The sequence below is a fragment of the Bradyrhizobium sp. 956_D2_N1_4 genome (assembly GCF_052076025.1).
Taxonomy (GTDB): Bacteria; Pseudomonadota; Alphaproteobacteria; order Rhizobiales; family Xanthobacteraceae; genus Bradyrhizobium; species Bradyrhizobium barranii.
Map to the genome: position 1 here is coordinate 6977527 of NZ_CP197237.1, position 14583 is coordinate 6992109.

Genomic DNA, 14583 nt, shown 5'->3' on the forward strand with positions numbered 1-14583 from the left:
CGAACCGGCCGCGGTCTCCGCGGCCGGTTTTGTTTTGGGATCAGTGATTGCTGCCGATGAATTGCAGCACCACCTCGCGCCGGTGCGGGCGCTTGCGGTGCTCGATCAGGTAGATCGCCTGCCAGGTGCCGAGCGCGAGCTTGCCGTTCAGGACCGGGACCTGAAGCGAAGTCTGCGTCAGCATGGTCTTGACGTGCGCCGGCATGTCGTCCGGTCCCTCGGTGTCGTGGGTCCAGCCGGCGTTCTCGGGCGCGAGCCGCGACAGTGCCGTGGTGAGATCGACGAGCACGGACGGATCGGCGTTCTCCTGGATCGTCAGCGAAGCCGAGGTGTGCCGGATGAACAGCGTCAGCGCGCCATCGCGCGCCTGAACCTCATTGATGAACTTCGCGGCTTCGCTGGTGAGATCCGTGAAGCCGCGGCCGGGCGTCTGCACGGTCAGCAGTGACGATGCGACGGTGGTGGCTTGCACCGACGATGGCGCCGAGCGCGTGACGGATTTGCCTGATGTCATGATATGTCTCGATTGATCGAACACTGCCGTAGGGTGGGCAAAGGCGCGTAGCGACGTGCCCACGTCTTCTTACGTCACGGTGGAAACGTGGTGGGGACGGCGCAAGAACGCCTTTGCCCACCCTACGGCAGCTCAACGCATGGATAACGCGAAGGGGTCCTCAAATCTTCCCCGAGACGTCCTTCTGCACGCGGTTGGCCATGTCGATCAGCCGGCGCCAGGCCTTTTCCAGGAACGACATCACCCGATCGACATCCTGGTCGCTGGGCAGCGGAATCTCGATCTTGCGGTCCCCCTCGGCGACCTTCGGGTCCTTCTTGAGCGGATCGGATTTCGGCAGCGCCTCGTCGATCTTGCCGGACACGGTCGGCCCCGCCGCGATCTGCCCCTTCAGCTTCTCGACTTCGGCCTGGAGCCGGCCGATCTCGGCGTCGAGCGCGGTGCGTTCGTCGGGCACCGCGTAGCAGGCCCAGCCCGCGCCGTTCTTGGTGCAGGTCGATACCGTGCCGGTGCGGGTGTCGAGCCGCAGCACGCCCTCGGGGATGGGCGTCATGCTGTAGCGGCCGTTTTCGCTGTCGGGCGCGGACTGTGCGGCAACGAGGCCGCCGCCGATGGTCATCATCGCGGCGAATACCGCCGCTGCAAGCCATGATGCTGTGGATGAATTTGCTGGTCTCATCGCGCTCTCCGCCATGGCGCTTCTGTGGCTTCTCTTCAATTCTACACCCCGGCGAGGCGATCTGCCGCCCAAAACGCGCCACCGATATCAACGATCGCGGCAATCCCTTTGATCCCGCCAGCAGGACGAAATGGTGGTCGCATTCGCCGATCATGACGAGAGCTGCTGCGGTGCGGCGTCACGCTGTGTGCAGCGTTGCCGCGCGTGCCAATATCATCAAGTAAATCAGATAGATAATAGAACGCGACGCAATCGTGACTTGGCTTGACTTGATTATGGGCCATCAGTATGGTCCGCGCGGCTTTTGAGGGTGGCGGGCGTAATTTCCATTCAGCCGTGGCGTTTCGGGTCTTCGTTGCATGACACAGGGCACGGGACACGGCGAGAATGGGGATCGCGATAAATCGTCCGAGGAAGCTGCGCTTTCCGAACGGCTCGGAAATCTTGATCAGCGGTTGTCCGAATTCCGGGACCGACGAATCAAGACCGAGCAACCCGCAGGTGACGGTGAAGACAGAGCGGCCAGAGCTTCGGCGATGGCGCTTGGTTTCCGGTTATCCTCCGAGTTGGTCGCCGGGGTCGTTGTCGGAGCGGGGATTGGCTGGGGTTTCGACCGCTTGCTGTCGACGTCGCCTTTCGGATTTATCGTGTTCCTGCTGCTGGGCTTCGTGGCCGGCGTGGTGAATGTGGTGAGAACGGCAGGCGCGGGTCAAAACAGGCGCGGTGGTTCTTAAGCGATCCGCACCAACAGAGGAATGATCGTGCCGGCAATGCCGGTACGGGCCGGCCCGGCCGGCAGACCGAGACCCGCCGGCATTGTCCGGCAGACCAAGAGATGCCGCGCTGATGAAAATCGACCCGATCCACCAGTTCAACATCGAGCCTCTCTTCACCCTGGGCCATATCGGCAATCACACGATCGCCTTCACCAATTCGTCGCTCTACATGCTGGTGGCGGTGGCGATCATCTCGTTCCTGATGCTTGCCAGTGGCACGCAGCTGGTTCCCGGGCGCCTCCAGTCGGTCGCCGAGATCTCCTACGAATTCGTCGCCTCGACCATCCGTTCGACGGCCGGCGCGGAAGGCATGAAGTTCTTCCCGCTGATCTTCTCGCTGTTCATGTTCATCTGCGTCTCGAACCTGGTCGGCATCATCCCCTATACCTTCACGATCTCGAGCCATCTGATCGTGACGGCCGCGCTCGCGCTTTTGGTCTTCTTCACCGTGCTGATCTACGGCGTTGCCAAGAACGGCCTGAAATTCTTCTCGATCTTCGTACCTCACGGCGTCCCCGGCTACATCCTGCCGCTGGTGATGTTCATCGAGATCCTGTCGTTCTTCCTGCGGCCGGTCTCCCACAGCGTCCGTCTGTTCGCCAACATGCTGGCCGGCCACATCGCGCTCAAGGTTTTCGCGGGCTTCGTCGCCATGCTCGGCTTCTCGCTCGGCGCGCTCGGCTGGGTCGGCGGCGTGCTGCCGCTGGCGCTCACGGTCGCGCTGTACGCTCTCGAGATTCTGGTCGCGTTCCTGCAGGCCTATGTGTTTGCGATCCTGACCTGCATCTACCTGAACGACGCCATTCATCCGGGACACTGAGCGGTCCGGGGAATTTCCACCCACAACCCAATCTTTCTTCCAAGGAGTCTAAAATGGATCCGGCAGCAGCAAAACTTATCGGCGCGGGCATCGCATGCATCGGCATGGGCGGCGCGGGCGTCGGCGTGGGCGTGATCTTCGGCAACTACCTTGCCGCAGCCGTTCGCAATCCGTCGGCCGCTCAGGGCCAGTTCGGCAACCTGATCTTCGGCTTCGCCGTGACCGAAGCGCTTGGCATTTTCTCGCTGCTGATCGCGCTGCTGCTGCTGTTCGTTCCGCTCTGAGGACGATGTTTCGCGCCGCTTCGACCGAAGCGGCGCGCATGACGGCAACAGGAGTAATCCATGGCTGAGAGTCATGGCGGGGCGAAAAGTCCGGCGGCGGGCGCCCACACCGAGTCCGAAGGCGGTCACGGTGGCGGTTTTCCGCCTTTCGAGAGCGGCACCTATGCTTCACAGCTGGTGTCACTCGCGATCTTCTTCGTCGCGCTTTACGTGATCGTGTCCAAGCTCGCTCTGCCGCGCGTCGGCGGTGCGATCGAGGCACGTCAAAACAAGATCGAGGGTGACCTCGCCGAAGCGCAGAAGCTGAAGGACCAGTCCGACGCGGCGCTGAAGGCCTATGAGGGTGAGCTTGCTTCGGCACGTTCGCGCGCGCAGGCGATCGGCAACGAATCCCGCGACAAGGCGAATGCGCAGGCGGAAGCCGAGCGCAAGGCGCTTGAAGAGCAACTGGCGGTCAAGCTCGCCGAGGCGGAAAAGACCATCGCCTCGACCCGCACGACGGCCATGAGCAACGTCCGCGGCATCGCGGCCGATGCGGCAGGCCAGATCGTGCAGCAGCTCACCGGTATCGTTCCGGACGCAGCCTCGGTCGGCACTGCCGTTGACGCGTCCTTGAAGGGTTAGTCGATATGTTCTTCGATCCTGAAACCTGGGTCGCCATCGCCTTCGTGATCCTGATGGTCCTGTTCGGCTATCTCGGGGTCTTCAAGAAGGTGACGACTGCGCTCGACCACCGCGCCGACCGCATCAAGGCCGAGCTCGACGATGCGACGCGCCTCAAGCAGGAAGCGGCCAAGGTGCTCGCCGACTACAAGGCGCGCAGTGCCACGGCCGAGCGCGAGGCTGCCGACATCATCGCCAACGCCAAGTCCGAAGCCGAGCGCATCGCGACCGAGGCCAAGGCGAAGATGGAAGACTTCGTCGCCCGCCGCACCAAGACCGCGGAGAGCAAGATCGCGCTCGCCGAGGCCCAAGCGGTGGCCGATGTCCGCGCCGCAGCCGCGGAAGCCGCCGTCCAGGCCGCCTCCACGATCCTGTCGCAGTCCGTCAAGGGCCAGGTCGCCGACGACCTGCTCGCCAAGGGCATCAACGAGGTTCGGCAGAAGCTGAACTGAGGGGTTTCGCCTCACCAATCAAAAAGCCGGCGCGCGAGCGCCGGCTTTTTTGTTGGGCAGGCCTGTAGCCGCAAATCAGGTGTCATCACCCGCGAAGGCGGGTGATCCAGTATTCCAGAGACAGCAATGGGATACGGAGAAGCCGCGGCGTACTGGATGCCCCGCCTTCGCGGGGCGCGACAGCGAAGCTTGTGGTTACCTATTTCTTCTTCGGCCTTGCCTTCGGCTCGGGCGAGAGCGCCTGCGGGTCGAAGCCGACATAGAAGATGTAGGAATCGGCGATCTTGGCCGAGGGCACCGGATAGGCCAGATCCTCGGCGATGAAGGTGAAGGGCACGCTGCCGCCCTCCGACATCTCGACCGTGGTCCGGTACGCCTTCGAGGCGATCACCTTCTCGCCGACGCCGCCCTGCACCACGGCAATGCGCAAGGGCACCTCGACGGTCGCAGGCGCACCGGCGGGACCGGCGATGACACGGCCCTGGATGCCGATCCGGGCCGTGATATCGCCGCCATTCCGGGTACATTCACGCGCCATCTTGGTGATCGTGGCCTGGAAGCGGATCTCATTGCCGACGGCCGGCTTGCCGGCGGCGCCGACCGCGTAGGTCGAGGCCCCGGCGCGCACCGTGACCTGCGGACAATCGACGTCGTCGGCCGCCGGCTGGCCGGGTGCCGGCGCCGGCGCCGGCGCGGGCTGGGCCGGCTCGTCGGACTTGCCGCCGAACAGGCTCTTGAAGCGGTCGGTGAGCGACTGGGCCGCCACCGGCGAGACGGCGGCGAGCGCAACCGACAACGCCAGCGCGATCCCCGTACCCCGCCGCAACGCATTCCGCGATGACCGAAGCTTCTTCACCATCAACGCCCATACTCCATGACCATCCTCCAGCCGATCGCCGGCCGGCCAGCGGTTTATATCGCCAAAATCGGCGAACCCAAGGCAGCAAACAAGGAGACTTTGGCAGCACGAGCGGCAGTTCAGCCGCGGAAATCCTCGTGCAGCAGGCCGAATAGCAGGTGGTCCTGCCAGACCCCGTTGATGCAGAGATAGCGGCGCGCCAGGCCCTCGCGGGAGAAGCCGCACTTCTCCAGCACCCGGATCGACGGCGCATTGGTCGGGATGCAGGCGGCCTCGACCCGATGCAGATTGAGCTCGCCGAACAGCGTCGGCAGCAACACCCGCAGCGCCGCCGTCATGTAGCCGCGATGGGCATGAGGCTTGCCGACCCAATAGCCGATGGTGCCGGCCTGGACGATGCCGCGGCGGACATTGGCGAGCGTGATGCCGCCAACCATGGCGCCATCGAGCTCACGGAAGATCAGGAAGGGATAGGAGCGGTCCGCGGCGATGTCCTCGGAATAGCGCCGCAGGCGGCGGCGGAAGCCGGACCGGGTCAGGTCATCCGACGGCCAGATCGGCTCCCAGGGCGTGAGATAGTCGCGGCTGGACTCGCGCAAATGCGCCCACTGCAGGAAGTCCGACATCTGCGGCGCGCGCAGCAACAGGCCGTTGCCGCGCGGCGCGAGGGCGGCGGGTCCACTGGATGGCAGGCGAAACAGGGCCATGGTGATGCTTCCCGGGGCAGATCAGCCCGTGCGCGGCTCCTAATGCAGCCGCGCCTTGGCACGTGCCCGGGTCAATCCTTCCGCAAAAGATACCGCCGTGTCCAGACCCCTGCCACTGCCTAATGCGACAACTGCAGGGCGGCTCCGCGAAAGCAGCGCACGCGCGGCATCCCGGGTCGATTCGACGCTGACGGCGTCGATCCGGGCCACCAGTTCCTCGACCGTCTGCGGCCGGCCATAGGCCAGCACATGGCGGGCCAGCTGCTCGGCGCGGGACGAGCAGCTCTCCAGCGCCATCAGGAGGCCCGCCTTCATCTGCGCCTTGGCCCGCGCGATCTCGGCCTCGGTCAGCGTCTCCACCGAATCATTCATGATGTCGACCACGACCTCCATCATCTCCGGCGCGTCGGCCGGATCGGTGCCGGTGTAGAGGCCGAAGAAGCCCGTGTCGGTGTAGGGCGCGTGGAACGAGTAGATGGAGTAGCAGAGGCCGCGCTTCTCGCGCACCTCCTGGAACAGCCGCGACGACATCCCGCCGCCGAGGATGTTGGTGAAGACCTGGAGCGAGAATAACGACAGATCGCTCTGCGGCACGCCTTCCAGCGCCAGCGTCAGATGCGCCTGCTCGAGCTCGCGATGCACCACCTTGGCGCCGCCCTTGCCGAACTGGGCGGCTTGCGGCTTCGGACCCGGCGTTCCCTCGAAACTCGCAAAGCGCTTCTCGACCTCGGCGACGACCTGCTTGTGATTGACCGCGCCTGCTGCCGCCACCACCATGTCGGGGCCGCGATAATGCGTCGACAGATAGCCGCGCAGCATGTCGCGGTTGAAGGCGCGCAGGGTCTTGGCGGTGCCGAGAAGCGAGCGGCCCATCGGCTGGTCGGGATAGCAGAGCTCGTTGAGATGCTCGAACACGACGTCGTCGGGCGTGTCCTGCGCGGCACCGATCTCCTGCACGATGACGTTCTTCTCGCGCTCGAGCTCGTCCGGCTCGAAAGCAGGATTGGCGAGGATGTCGGCGAGCACGTCGAGCGCGAGCGGCACGTCGGCCTTCAGCACCCGCGCATAATAGGACGTGGTCTCGGTCGAGGTGCCGGCATTGAGGTCGCCGCCGACCGCCTCGATCTCCTCGACGATCTCGCGCGAGGAGCGCTTGGTCGTGCCCTTGAACGCCATGTGCTCGAGCAGATGCGAGATGCCGTGCTCGTTCGGCTTCTCGTCGCGCCCGCCAACGCCGGCCCAGACGCCGAGCGCCGCGGTCTCGAGATGGGGCATCTCGTCGGTGACGACGGTCAGGCCGGAGGCAAGCTTGGACATCTCGACACTCATCCGGCAACTCCCTGTTTTGCGGCCCGGCTGACCGACAGCACGAACCGCTCGACCTCAGCCTGATCGTTCTTCATCACCTTCATGTGTTCGGATTTGGTCATGAGACCGTCGAGCCAGGCGGGCAATTGCGGCCGCTGGCCGCAGGCTGCCTCGACCGCATCGGGGAATTTGGCCGGATGGGCGGTGGAGAGCACGATGCTCGGCACCGTCGTATCGGTGGTGTCGCGGTCGGCGACCGCGAGCGCGACCGCGGTATGGGGATCGACCAGCTCGCCCGCCTCGCGCCAGGCGGCGCGGATCGCGGCCGCGGTTTCGGTCTCGTCGGCCCGGCCGGCGTCGAATTCTTCACGGATCGCGGCCAGCGTCGCGTCAGGCAACACGAAGCGCCCCGACTGCTTGAGCGAGTCCATCAGACGGCGCACGCCGGCCGCATCGCGCCGGCCGGCCTCGAACAGCAGCCGCTCGAAATTCGAGGAGATCTGGATGTCCATCGATGGCGACGCGGTGGCGTGCACCTCGCGCACCTCGTAGATCCCGGTCTTGAGCGTGCGAGCCAAGATGTCGTTGACGTTGGCGGCGATGCGCAGCGTGCGCACCGGCAGCCCCATGCGCTTGGCGACATAACCGGCAAAGATGTCGCCGAAATTTCCGGTCGGCACGACGAAATCCACCGTGCGCGCCGGCGCGCCGGCGGCGACGGCGGAGGTGAAGTAGTAGACCACCTGCGCGACGATACGCGCCCAGTTGATGGAGTTGACGCCGGAGAGCGAGGTCGCATCGCGGAAGCGATGGTTGTTGAACATCCCCTTCACGAGCGCCTGGCAGTCGTCGAAATTGCCCTCGATGGCGAGTGCATGGACGTTGGCCGCGCCCGTGGTCGTCATCATCCGCTGCTGCACTTCGGAGATGCGCCCGTGCGGGAACAGCACGATGAGATCGACATTCTCCAGGCCCGCGAACGCGTCGACCGCGGCGCCACCGGTGTCGCCGGAGGTCGCGACCACGATGGTGGTGCGCTGGCCGCGCTTGGCGAGCACGTGGTCCATCAGCCGCGAGATCAGCTGCATCGCCACGTCCTTGAAGGCGAGCGTCGGACCGTGGAACAGCTCCAGCACGAATTGATGCGGCGTCATCTGGCGCAGCGGCACCACCGCCGGATGGCGGAAGGTGGCATAGGCCTCGTTCGCCATGCGGCCGAGTTCGGCATCCGAAATCTCGCCGCCGGCGAACGGACGGATCACGTCGACTGCGACCTCCCAATAGGGGCGGCCGAAGAAGCCAGCGATGGCCTCGGTCGAGAGCTGCGGCCAGGTCACCGGCACATACAGGCCGCCGTCACGGGCAAGCCCAGTCAGCATCACGTCGCAGAAGCCGAGTTCTGGGGCCTCGCCCCGGGTCGAGATATAGCGAGTCAAACTGCCCTCCAAAGGCCGGCCGGCCTTGAGCCAGATCCATAAGCCTTTGATTTCATGAAACTACTTGTTAACGGCCAGAGGCGTCGGGCCACCATAAAGTGTTTTGCGGCATCGGGAAACCGCTTCCCGCCTGTGCCCCGCTCAACGAAAAAGGGCTGCGGCGATGCCGCAGCCCCTCTCTTGGAAGGTCTGTCGTTGATATGTGCAGACCGGTTTGCCTCGTGCGGGTTGCCGGCCCGCCAAAACTGTCGGCCAAGTTCTCGGCGCCCGTCACGAAATCGTCAAGAGCCAAAACGGCGGGGGCAAGAAAATGTTCCTATTTTTCCCGGCGCGGTTCGCGTTTCGCAAAGGCATCCCTGCGAGCGCTCGCGTACCATTGCTGCTTTTTCCCGAAATTTCGGGTGATTCAGGAACGAATAGCACGCCGGCCCATTGTGTCGGCGGATGGTGTCGGCGCTGTCCATGCATTGCCCGGCTAAGCGTCGAGACCCGATCCGCCCGGCCGGACCGGCTGCATCCTGGAGCAGCCGGTTCGGTGCCGGGCCGCCAGTGCCCCGCGCATCAGCTCATCCCGATTTCCACCGCGATCCTGATCAGGTCGGAATGGTTCTTGGCGCCGAGCTTCTGCTTGAGCAGGGACGTGGTGTTGGCGACCGTCTTGTAGGAGATGCCGAGCGCCTCGGCGACCTCGACGATCTTGTCGCCACGGCCGAGCAGGCGGAGAATCTCGAGCTCCCGCGGCGTCATCTGCGAGGCCGGATTGGCCTTGATCGCCGCACCGGAGAACGTGACCGCCTCCGCGAGCTGCGGCGAGATGAAATTGTCGCCGGCGACCACCTTGCGCACCGCCTTGAGCAGAATCCGGGGATCGTCGCCCTTGGAGACATACCCCTGCGCGCCAAGCTCGACCGCCCGTACCACGAAGGCCGGATCGTCGTTCATGCTGAACATGATGATCTTGGCATCAGGGTCGTCCTTGCGGATCCGCCGCATCAGCTCGAAGCCGGAGACGTCGGGCAGGCTGATGTCGATGACAGTGACGTCGGGCCGCTTGCTGATATAGGCGCGATGCCCGGATTTGGCGTCGGTCGCCTCGTCGATACGGATCGAGTGGTCGGACGCGAAAAGGGTGCGGCATCCTGACAGCACCACGGGATGGTCGTCGACGATCAGAACTCGGGTCGCCGGTTTGGCGGTATCTTGCATCGCGCGCTCTCTTGTTTTTCGACTCATAGACCGACGGGAACAAATGGAAAGAGCAAATCCCGCCAATGCGCGTTAGAATTGACCTAATGTGGCAGCGGCTCTCATTCAGAACACAATTGTTTCTTCCGCTCGGCTTGAGCTTCCTTGCCGCGCTGGTCATGGGCGGCGTGCTGCTCCAGAGCTTCGCGACGGGGCAGCTTGCCGACGAGAATGAGCCGGGCCGACGCTCGACCCGGACGATCGCTGAGGCGCTCAACAACACCCTGAGGGCCTCGGACGACCCGCGGAAGATACTCGATGCATTTGTCCATTCTTTGGACAACTCCTCGGATATTCAATTCCGTTCAGTGGAAGCAGGTCCCGCCCCCTCTCCAAAGGACAGCCTGCGTGATCTGCATGGTGTGCCGCATTGGTTCGTGGACCTGATCGCCATCCCGGAGATGGACGTCGCATCTCCCGTCATCATCGACGGCAGGCGTGTCGGCGACATCGTGTTCATGCCGGACCTGTCAGCCGATCTGTTCGAGAAATGGATCGGCTTCCTGGCGCTGACGAGCCTCATCGCCGTGCTGATGATGCTGACCGGGACCATTGCCTATCTCTTTGCGGGATCGGTGCTGCGTCCCCTGCAAGATCTCGGCGCAGGCCTCACACGAATCCGGCGCGGCGATTATGCAACGCCTATCCCGGTCGCAGGACCGCAGGAGATCCGGCAGAGCTGCGAGGAAGCCAATGCGCTGGCGATGACGCTCGCGCAATTGAGTCAGGATAATCGCGACCTGTTGCACCGCCTGGTGTCGCTCCAGGACGACGAGCGGCGCGATCTCGCGCGCGAGCTGCACGACGAGCTCGGACCACTATTGTTCGGCATCCGCGCCAGCACGATCGCGCTGAGCGAGACCTCGGGAAATCTCGGCAACCCGGCGCAGGAGGTGATGCGATCGGTCGAGGCGCTCCAGCAGACCAACCGACGCATCCTCGACCGGCTGCGGCCGCTCTACATCGAGGAATTGGGGCTCGAGACCAGCGTGCAGACGCTGCTCCAGAACTTTCGCAGACAGGCGCCGCATATCAGCCTGACGGCCACGATCGATCCTGGTCTGAACGAGATCGACCGACCGCTGGCCCAGACCGTCTATCGCCTGATCCAGGAGGCGCTGACCAACGTGCTGCGCCACGCCGGGGCGAACAATGCCCATGTGCTGGCGACCATGGCCGGCGAGGTGCTCACGATTGAGATCTCCGACGACGGCGGCGGCTTCCCCGCCGACAACGTCTTCGGCCGCGGCCTGACGGGCATGCACGAGCGCGTGCGCGCGCTCAGCGGATCGCTGTCACTGCTGCGCGCCGACGAGCGAACCTATGTGCGCTGTCGCCTGCCGGTCGAGACGGCGCGAGACGCGCCGGCGGCCGGCTAGCACACACCATCGGCATGCGGGGACTGCCGCGCCGGCTCGCACAGGGTGCTGTAGATCTTGCCTTCGGGACTGAAGCGAAACGAGGCGTGGATACGCAGCGAGCCCGCGACGGAATATTCGAGATCGATGCCATGCGGCACTGGATTGATCTCCTCAAGACCGAAGCCTGCCGACGAGAAGGTGCTGAGCCGCGGTCCCCAATAGGTTTCGAGCTCGCGCCGCCCGCGATAATGTCGCTTGCCGTTGCACATGCATTCGACCCGGGCGTCGTCCGCATAGAGATCGAGGAGCGTCGCGAGGTCGCCCTTCCGGCAGGCGTCCACCCAGTCGACGACGATTCCCATCTGGTCGAAATCGCTCACACCAAAATCCTGTCTGCCGCGAAAAATTTGCGTGCGGCTTAGGACCACCCTCGTGAATATGTCCTGAATAATAAACCCCGGGCGATACCGGGTTCCTCCGGGAACCTACGGAAATTTTCAGGCTGGACGCCGTCCCCTCGCCCAGACCCCGAATGCGATCAGCACCGCGCCGGCGAGCGCGAACCAGGTGATGGCGTATTGCAGATGATCGTCCTTCAGATGCACGTCGAGCGGGCCGGGACGCGGAATGCCGTTCTCCGGCACCGGCCGCTCCAGGTCGATGTAGAACGGCGCGACCGTGCCCCAGCCGAGCGCCCGGGACATGGCGAGATGATCGCGGGTGAACCACAGCCGTTTGTCACGCTCAGCGTCAGGCATCAGCACGCTGGCTGTTTCGGGGAAACGGACGTAGCCGGTCAACATCGCCGGCTTGTTGGTAATGAGTCGCGCGACCGCCCGATCCTGCAGGGCGCGGTCCTGTTGGGTGTTCGGCACGAAGCCCGCGTTGACCGCGACCATATCGCCGCCAGGCAGCCGTGCGGGAAGGAAAGCCCAGGTGCCGGGGCCGGAAATGTCGGAGCGGATGGCGGAGCCGGAACTGTAGACCATCGCATCCAGACGGGACTCGTAGGTCGCCGTAAATGTGACCCGACGGAATTCGTCCCGCTCCGGCGTCAGCGTGCTCCATTGCGACGGCGGCGGCAACGCAACAGGTGCCGCCGCGAGACGCTCGGTCAATGCGGCGATCAACTGATGTTTCGCGACGCGGCGCTGCAATTGCCAGACGCCGAGCGCGACCAAGACGGCGGCCAGGAAAAGCGTGAACAGCGCGAAGCCGGCCACGCGGGGCTTGCGCGCGGTCTCGTTCATTTCGCGCGGTCGACCAGCCGGCCCGGCGCCGCCTTGTGGTGGAATTGCAGCGCGATCAGCAGCGACTTCATCGCGCGCAGCGGCAGGAGCGTGGTCGCGAGGATCAGCGGCAGCCACAGCGCGGCATGCAGCCAGTACGGCGGCTGGTATTTGACCTCGACGATCAGCGCGCACGCAACGACGATCCCGCCGGCCAGCATGATGATGAAGATCGCAGGACCGTCGCCGGTGTCGATGAAGGCATAGTCGAGGCCGCAGCGGTCGCAGCTGGGCGCGAGCGTCAGGAAACCCGCATAGAGCTTGCCCTGGCCGCAGCGCGGGCATTTGCAGGCAAGGCCGCGCAGCGCGCTTTGCAGGACGGTCGTCTCGGGCTCGGATGGGCCGGCGGTATCGTTCATGATGACGGACTCTAGAGCATTGTCGGTTCTGATTGAATCAGAACCGAAGCTCTAGATTCTTGTTTTGACGCGTTTTCTTCACGCGAACCGGTATCCACTTCGCTCGAAAACGCTCGATCACAGTTTCCGCCGAAGCTTGCGTCGGCCCAAAAGCGAAAGGGCGGCCCTGCGGCCGCCCTTTCTGATCGGTCCAACGCGGCTCAGTGCGCGCCGTGGGCCATGGTCTCGGCGCCGTGTCCCCACACATAGATGCAGAGGAACAGGAACAGCCAGACCACGTCGACGAAGTGCCAGTACCAGGCGGCGAACTCGAAGCCGAGGTGCTGTGTCGGCGTGAAGTGGCCGGCATAGGCGCGGAACAGGCAGACCAGCAGGAAGATGGTGCCGACCAGCACGTGGAAACCGTGGAAGCCGGTCGCCATGAAGAAGGTCGCGCCATAGACGTTGCCGCCGAACGAGAACGCCGCGTGGCTGTACTCATAGGCCTGCACGCAGGTGAAGAGCGCGCCGAGCACGACGGTGAGGATCAGGCCGTACTTCAGACCCCTGCGGTCGCCTTCCAGCAGCGCGTGGTGCGCCCAGGTCACCGTGGTGCCGGAGGTGAGCAGTATCAGCGTGTTCAGGAGCGGCAGATGCCAGGGATCGAAGGTCTCGATGCCATGCGGCGGCCAGGTGCCGGGGACGGCGCAGGCGCCGGCCGCGGTGCCGAGACCGCAGCCGAACACGGCGTCGCGCGTGGCGTGGACGGCGTCGGCCGGGAACAGCGCCGCGTTGAAATAGGCCCAGAACCAGGCGACGAAGAACATCACCTCGGAGGCGATGAACAGGATCATGCCGTAGCGGTGATGCAGCTGCACGACGCGGGTGTGATCGCCCTTGTACTGGGCTTCCCTGATCACATCGCCCCACCAGCTCGCCATAGTGTAGATCACGCCGATGGTGCCGGCACCGAAGATGATCGGCGCGGCCGAGAACATGTGGTGCATCCAGGTGATCGCACCGACCGCCATGATGAAGGCCGAGATGGAGCCGACGACGGGCCACGGGGAGGGATCCACCAGGTGGTAGTCGTGATGCTTGGTGTGCGCCGTTGCCATTTGCGGTCTCTCTCCTCAATCCCGTGCCTGTCCGGCACTTATCCCCTTGTGTCCGACCCCCGCGACATGAGCCCGGCGGTCAGAGATTTCCCTTGCGTTTGTCGTCTTCGCCCGACGCCAGCGGCTTCACCACGGGATCGCGCACCGGATAGAACGTGTAGGACAACGTGATCGTGTTCAGCCCGTCGTTCTCGTGATCGTCGGCGATCGACGGATCGACGTAGAACACGACCGGCATCTCGCGCTTCTCGCCGGGCGCCATGGTCTGTTCGGTGAAGCAGAAGCAGTTGATCTTCTGGAAGTAGGAGCCGACCGTCAGCGGGGCGACGTTGTAGGCCGCCTGGCCCGCGGTGGTCCGCGCGGCCTGGTTGGTCACGGTGTAAAAGACCGTCACGACCTGGCCGATATTGACCTCGATCTCGCTCTGCTCCGGCTCGAACTTCCAGGGCAGGCCGGGCGCGACGTTGGAATCGAAGCGCACCGCGATCTTGCGCGCGATCGGCCCCGTGGCCGGTGCCGAGGTCGCAACCTGCGTCGTGCCGTTGAAGCCGGTGGCGCGGCAGAACCAGTTGTAGAACGGCACCGCCGCGTAGGAGGCACCGACCATCAGCGCCACCACGCCGCCGCAGATCGAGGCGACCAGCACGTCGCGGCCAAGACCCTTGGAAGGCCCCCGCCCCTTGGTGGCTGTCCGGCTCTGATCCCGCGATATGGTGGGCTCTCGATCCATGCTT

General features: G+C 64.6%; 19 protein-coding genes. 6 read left to right on the top strand and 13 right to left on the bottom strand.

What is annotated here, in order from left to right; genetic code table 11:
- Positions 1-40: 40 nt before the first annotated feature.
- The 3 genes from AB7535_RS32990 to AB7535_RS33000 all read right to left on the bottom strand — a co-directional run bounded on the left by AB7535_RS32990 (position 41) and on the right by AB7535_RS33000 (position 1477).
- Positions 41-514: a secondary thiamine-phosphate synthase enzyme YjbQ gene (locus AB7535_RS32990; protein ID WP_354113395.1), complete on the bottom strand. Its 474-nt coding sequence runs from the start codon at positions 512-514 to the stop codon at positions 41-43.
- A 160-nt stretch (positions 515-674) separates the two neighbouring features.
- Complete coding sequence (locus AB7535_RS32995) at positions 675-1193, bottom strand: hypothetical protein (protein WP_354113394.1); 519 nt, start codon at positions 1191-1193, stop codon at positions 675-677.
- 41 nt (positions 1194-1234) lie between these two features.
- Positions 1235-1477: a hypothetical protein gene (locus tag AB7535_RS33000; protein ID WP_354113393.1), complete on the bottom strand. Its 243-nt coding sequence runs from the start codon at positions 1475-1477 to the stop codon at positions 1235-1237.
- Between the two features lie 75 nt (positions 1478-1552).
- Here AB7535_RS33000 and AB7535_RS33005 point away from each other — a divergent pair, with 75 nt between their 5' ends.
- The 5 genes from AB7535_RS33005 (at position 1553) to AB7535_RS33025 (ending at position 4188) form a co-directional block, all read left to right on the top strand.
- Entirely contained in the window at positions 1553-1927 is a 375-nt protein-coding gene (locus AB7535_RS33005; protein ID WP_071916888.1) for an AtpZ/AtpI family protein, read from the top strand.
- Positions 1928-2039: 112 nt separating this feature from the next.
- Complete coding sequence (locus tag AB7535_RS33010; protein WP_071916889.1) at positions 2040-2789, top strand: F0F1 ATP synthase subunit A; 750 nt, start codon at positions 2040-2042, stop codon at positions 2787-2789.
- Between the two features lie 53 nt (positions 2790-2842).
- On the top strand, positions 2843-3073 hold the full coding sequence (locus tag AB7535_RS33015) for a F0F1 ATP synthase subunit C (RefSeq protein ID WP_007599451.1): 231 nt from the start codon (positions 2843-2845) through the stop codon (positions 3071-3073).
- Between the two features lie 60 nt (positions 3074-3133).
- Positions 3134-3697: a F0F1 ATP synthase subunit B family protein gene (locus AB7535_RS33020; RefSeq protein ID WP_354113392.1), complete on the top strand. Its 564-nt coding sequence runs from the start codon at positions 3134-3136 to the stop codon at positions 3695-3697.
- Between the two features lie 5 nt (positions 3698-3702).
- A complete protein-coding gene (locus AB7535_RS33025) occupies positions 3703-4188 on the top strand; it encodes a F0F1 ATP synthase subunit B family protein (protein ID WP_085402617.1) in 486 nt (161 codons plus the stop codon).
- A 199-nt stretch (positions 4189-4387) separates the two neighbouring features.
- Here the strand turns inward: AB7535_RS33025 and AB7535_RS33030 are convergent, their stop codons facing one another.
- From AB7535_RS33030 to AB7535_RS33050, 5 genes are all read right to left on the bottom strand, one after another.
- Positions 4388-5047: a hypothetical protein gene (locus AB7535_RS33030; protein WP_354113391.1), complete on the bottom strand. Its 660-nt coding sequence runs from the start codon at positions 5045-5047 to the stop codon at positions 4388-4390.
- 119 nt (positions 5048-5166) lie between these two features.
- Positions 5167-5754 carry a GNAT family N-acetyltransferase gene (locus AB7535_RS33035; RefSeq protein WP_008139934.1) on the bottom strand — a complete coding sequence of 196 codons (588 nt, stop codon included), beginning with the start codon at positions 5752-5754 and terminating at the stop codon, positions 5167-5169.
- Between the two features lie 39 nt (positions 5755-5793).
- Positions 5794-7083, bottom strand: a complete 1290-nt coding sequence (locus AB7535_RS33040; protein WP_028148714.1) for a M16 family metallopeptidase — start codon at positions 7081-7083, stop codon at positions 5794-5796.
- Complete coding sequence (gene thrC, locus AB7535_RS33045; protein ID WP_354113390.1) at positions 7080-8498, bottom strand: threonine synthase; 1419 nt, start codon at positions 8496-8498, stop codon at positions 7080-7082. Before thrC ends, AB7535_RS33040 begins: the two co-directional genes overlap by 4 nt.
- Before the next feature lie 561 nt (positions 8499-9059).
- Entirely contained in the window at positions 9060-9704 is a 645-nt protein-coding gene (locus AB7535_RS33050; RefSeq protein ID WP_014498503.1) for a response regulator transcription factor, read from the bottom strand.
- Positions 9705-9790: 86 nt separating this feature from the next.
- On the opposite strand from AB7535_RS33050, the gene AB7535_RS33055 reads away from it, so the two are divergent.
- Positions 9791-11122: a histidine kinase gene (locus AB7535_RS33055; protein WP_354113389.1), complete on the top strand. Its 1332-nt coding sequence runs from the start codon at positions 9791-9793 to the stop codon at positions 11120-11122.
- On the opposite strand, the gene AB7535_RS33060 is transcribed toward AB7535_RS33055, so the two are convergent.
- The 5 genes from AB7535_RS33060 to AB7535_RS33080 all read right to left on the bottom strand — a co-directional run bounded on the left by AB7535_RS33060 (position 11119) and on the right by AB7535_RS33080 (position 14579).
- The gene (locus AB7535_RS33060) at positions 11119-11484 is read right to left on the bottom strand and encodes a nuclear transport factor 2 family protein (protein ID WP_063980769.1); all 366 of its coding nucleotides are present in this window, start codon (positions 11482-11484) and stop codon (positions 11119-11121) included. The two genes, AB7535_RS33055 and AB7535_RS33060, sit on opposite strands and share 4 nt — an antisense overlap.
- Positions 11485-11601: 117 nt before the next feature.
- Positions 11602-12354, bottom strand: coding sequence for an SURF1 family protein (locus AB7535_RS33065; RefSeq protein ID WP_028151623.1), 753 nt, complete (start codon positions 12352-12354; stop codon positions 11602-11604).
- The gene (locus tag AB7535_RS33070; RefSeq protein WP_354113387.1) at positions 12351-12752 is read right to left on the bottom strand and encodes a DUF983 domain-containing protein; all 402 of its coding nucleotides are present in this window, start codon (positions 12750-12752) and stop codon (positions 12351-12353) included. The genes AB7535_RS33065 and AB7535_RS33070 overlap by 4 nt, the downstream gene beginning before the upstream one ends.
- A gap of 200 nt (positions 12753-12952) precedes the next feature.
- The gene (locus AB7535_RS33075) at positions 12953-13849 is read right to left on the bottom strand and encodes a cytochrome c oxidase subunit 3 (protein ID WP_354113386.1); all 897 of its coding nucleotides are present in this window, start codon (positions 13847-13849) and stop codon (positions 12953-12955) included.
- A gap of 79 nt (positions 13850-13928) precedes the next feature.
- A complete protein-coding gene (locus tag AB7535_RS33080; RefSeq protein WP_354113385.1) occupies positions 13929-14579 on the bottom strand; it encodes a cytochrome c oxidase assembly protein in 651 nt (216 codons plus the stop codon).
- Positions 14580-14583: the final 4 nt, after the last annotated feature.

Coding starts and splice junctions, on each gene's coding strand:
- AB7535_RS32990 (WP_354113395.1), bottom strand. CDS start 514: ATGACATCAGGCAAATCCGTCACGCGCTCGGCGCCATCGTCGGTGCAA.
- AB7535_RS32995 (WP_354113394.1), bottom strand. CDS start 1,193: ATGAGACCAGCAAATTCATCCACAGCATCATGGCTTGCAGCGGCGGTA.
- AB7535_RS33000 (WP_354113393.1), bottom strand. CDS start 1,477: ATGGCCCATAATCAAGTCAAGCCAAGTCACGATTGCGTCGCGTTCTAT.
- AB7535_RS33005 (WP_071916888.1), top strand. CDS start 1,553: ATGACACAGGGCACGGGACACGGCGAGAATGGGGATCGCGATAAATCG.
- AB7535_RS33010 (WP_071916889.1), top strand. CDS start 2,040: ATGAAAATCGACCCGATCCACCAGTTCAACATCGAGCCTCTCTTCACC.
- AB7535_RS33015 (WP_007599451.1), top strand. CDS start 2,843: ATGGATCCGGCAGCAGCAAAACTTATCGGCGCGGGCATCGCATGCATC.
- AB7535_RS33020 (WP_354113392.1), top strand. CDS start 3,134: ATGGCTGAGAGTCATGGCGGGGCGAAAAGTCCGGCGGCGGGCGCCCAC.
- AB7535_RS33025 (WP_085402617.1), top strand. CDS start 3,703: ATGTTCTTCGATCCTGAAACCTGGGTCGCCATCGCCTTCGTGATCCTG.
- AB7535_RS33030 (WP_354113391.1), bottom strand. CDS start 5,047: ATGGTGAAGAAGCTTCGGTCATCGCGGAATGCGTTGCGGCGGGGTACG.
- AB7535_RS33035 (WP_008139934.1), bottom strand. CDS start 5,754: ATGGCCCTGTTTCGCCTGCCATCCAGTGGACCCGCCGCCCTCGCGCCG.
- AB7535_RS33040 (WP_028148714.1), bottom strand. CDS start 7,083: ATGAGTGTCGAGATGTCCAAGCTTGCCTCCGGCCTGACCGTCGTCACC.
- AB7535_RS33050 (WP_014498503.1), bottom strand. CDS start 9,704: ATGCAAGATACCGCCAAACCGGCGACCCGAGTTCTGATCGTCGACGAC.
- AB7535_RS33055 (WP_354113389.1), top strand. CDS start 9,791: ATGTGGCAGCGGCTCTCATTCAGAACACAATTGTTTCTTCCGCTCGGC.
- AB7535_RS33065 (WP_028151623.1), bottom strand. CDS start 12,354: ATGAACGAGACCGCGCGCAAGCCCCGCGTGGCCGGCTTCGCGCTGTTC.
- AB7535_RS33070 (WP_354113387.1), bottom strand. CDS start 12,752: ATGAACGATACCGCCGGCCCATCCGAGCCCGAGACGACCGTCCTGCAA.
- AB7535_RS33075 (WP_354113386.1), bottom strand. CDS start 13,849: ATGGCAACGGCGCACACCAAGCATCACGACTACCACCTGGTGGATCCC.
- AB7535_RS33080 (WP_354113385.1), bottom strand. CDS start 14,579: ATGGATCGAGAGCCCACCATATCGCGGGATCAGAGCCGGACAGCCACC.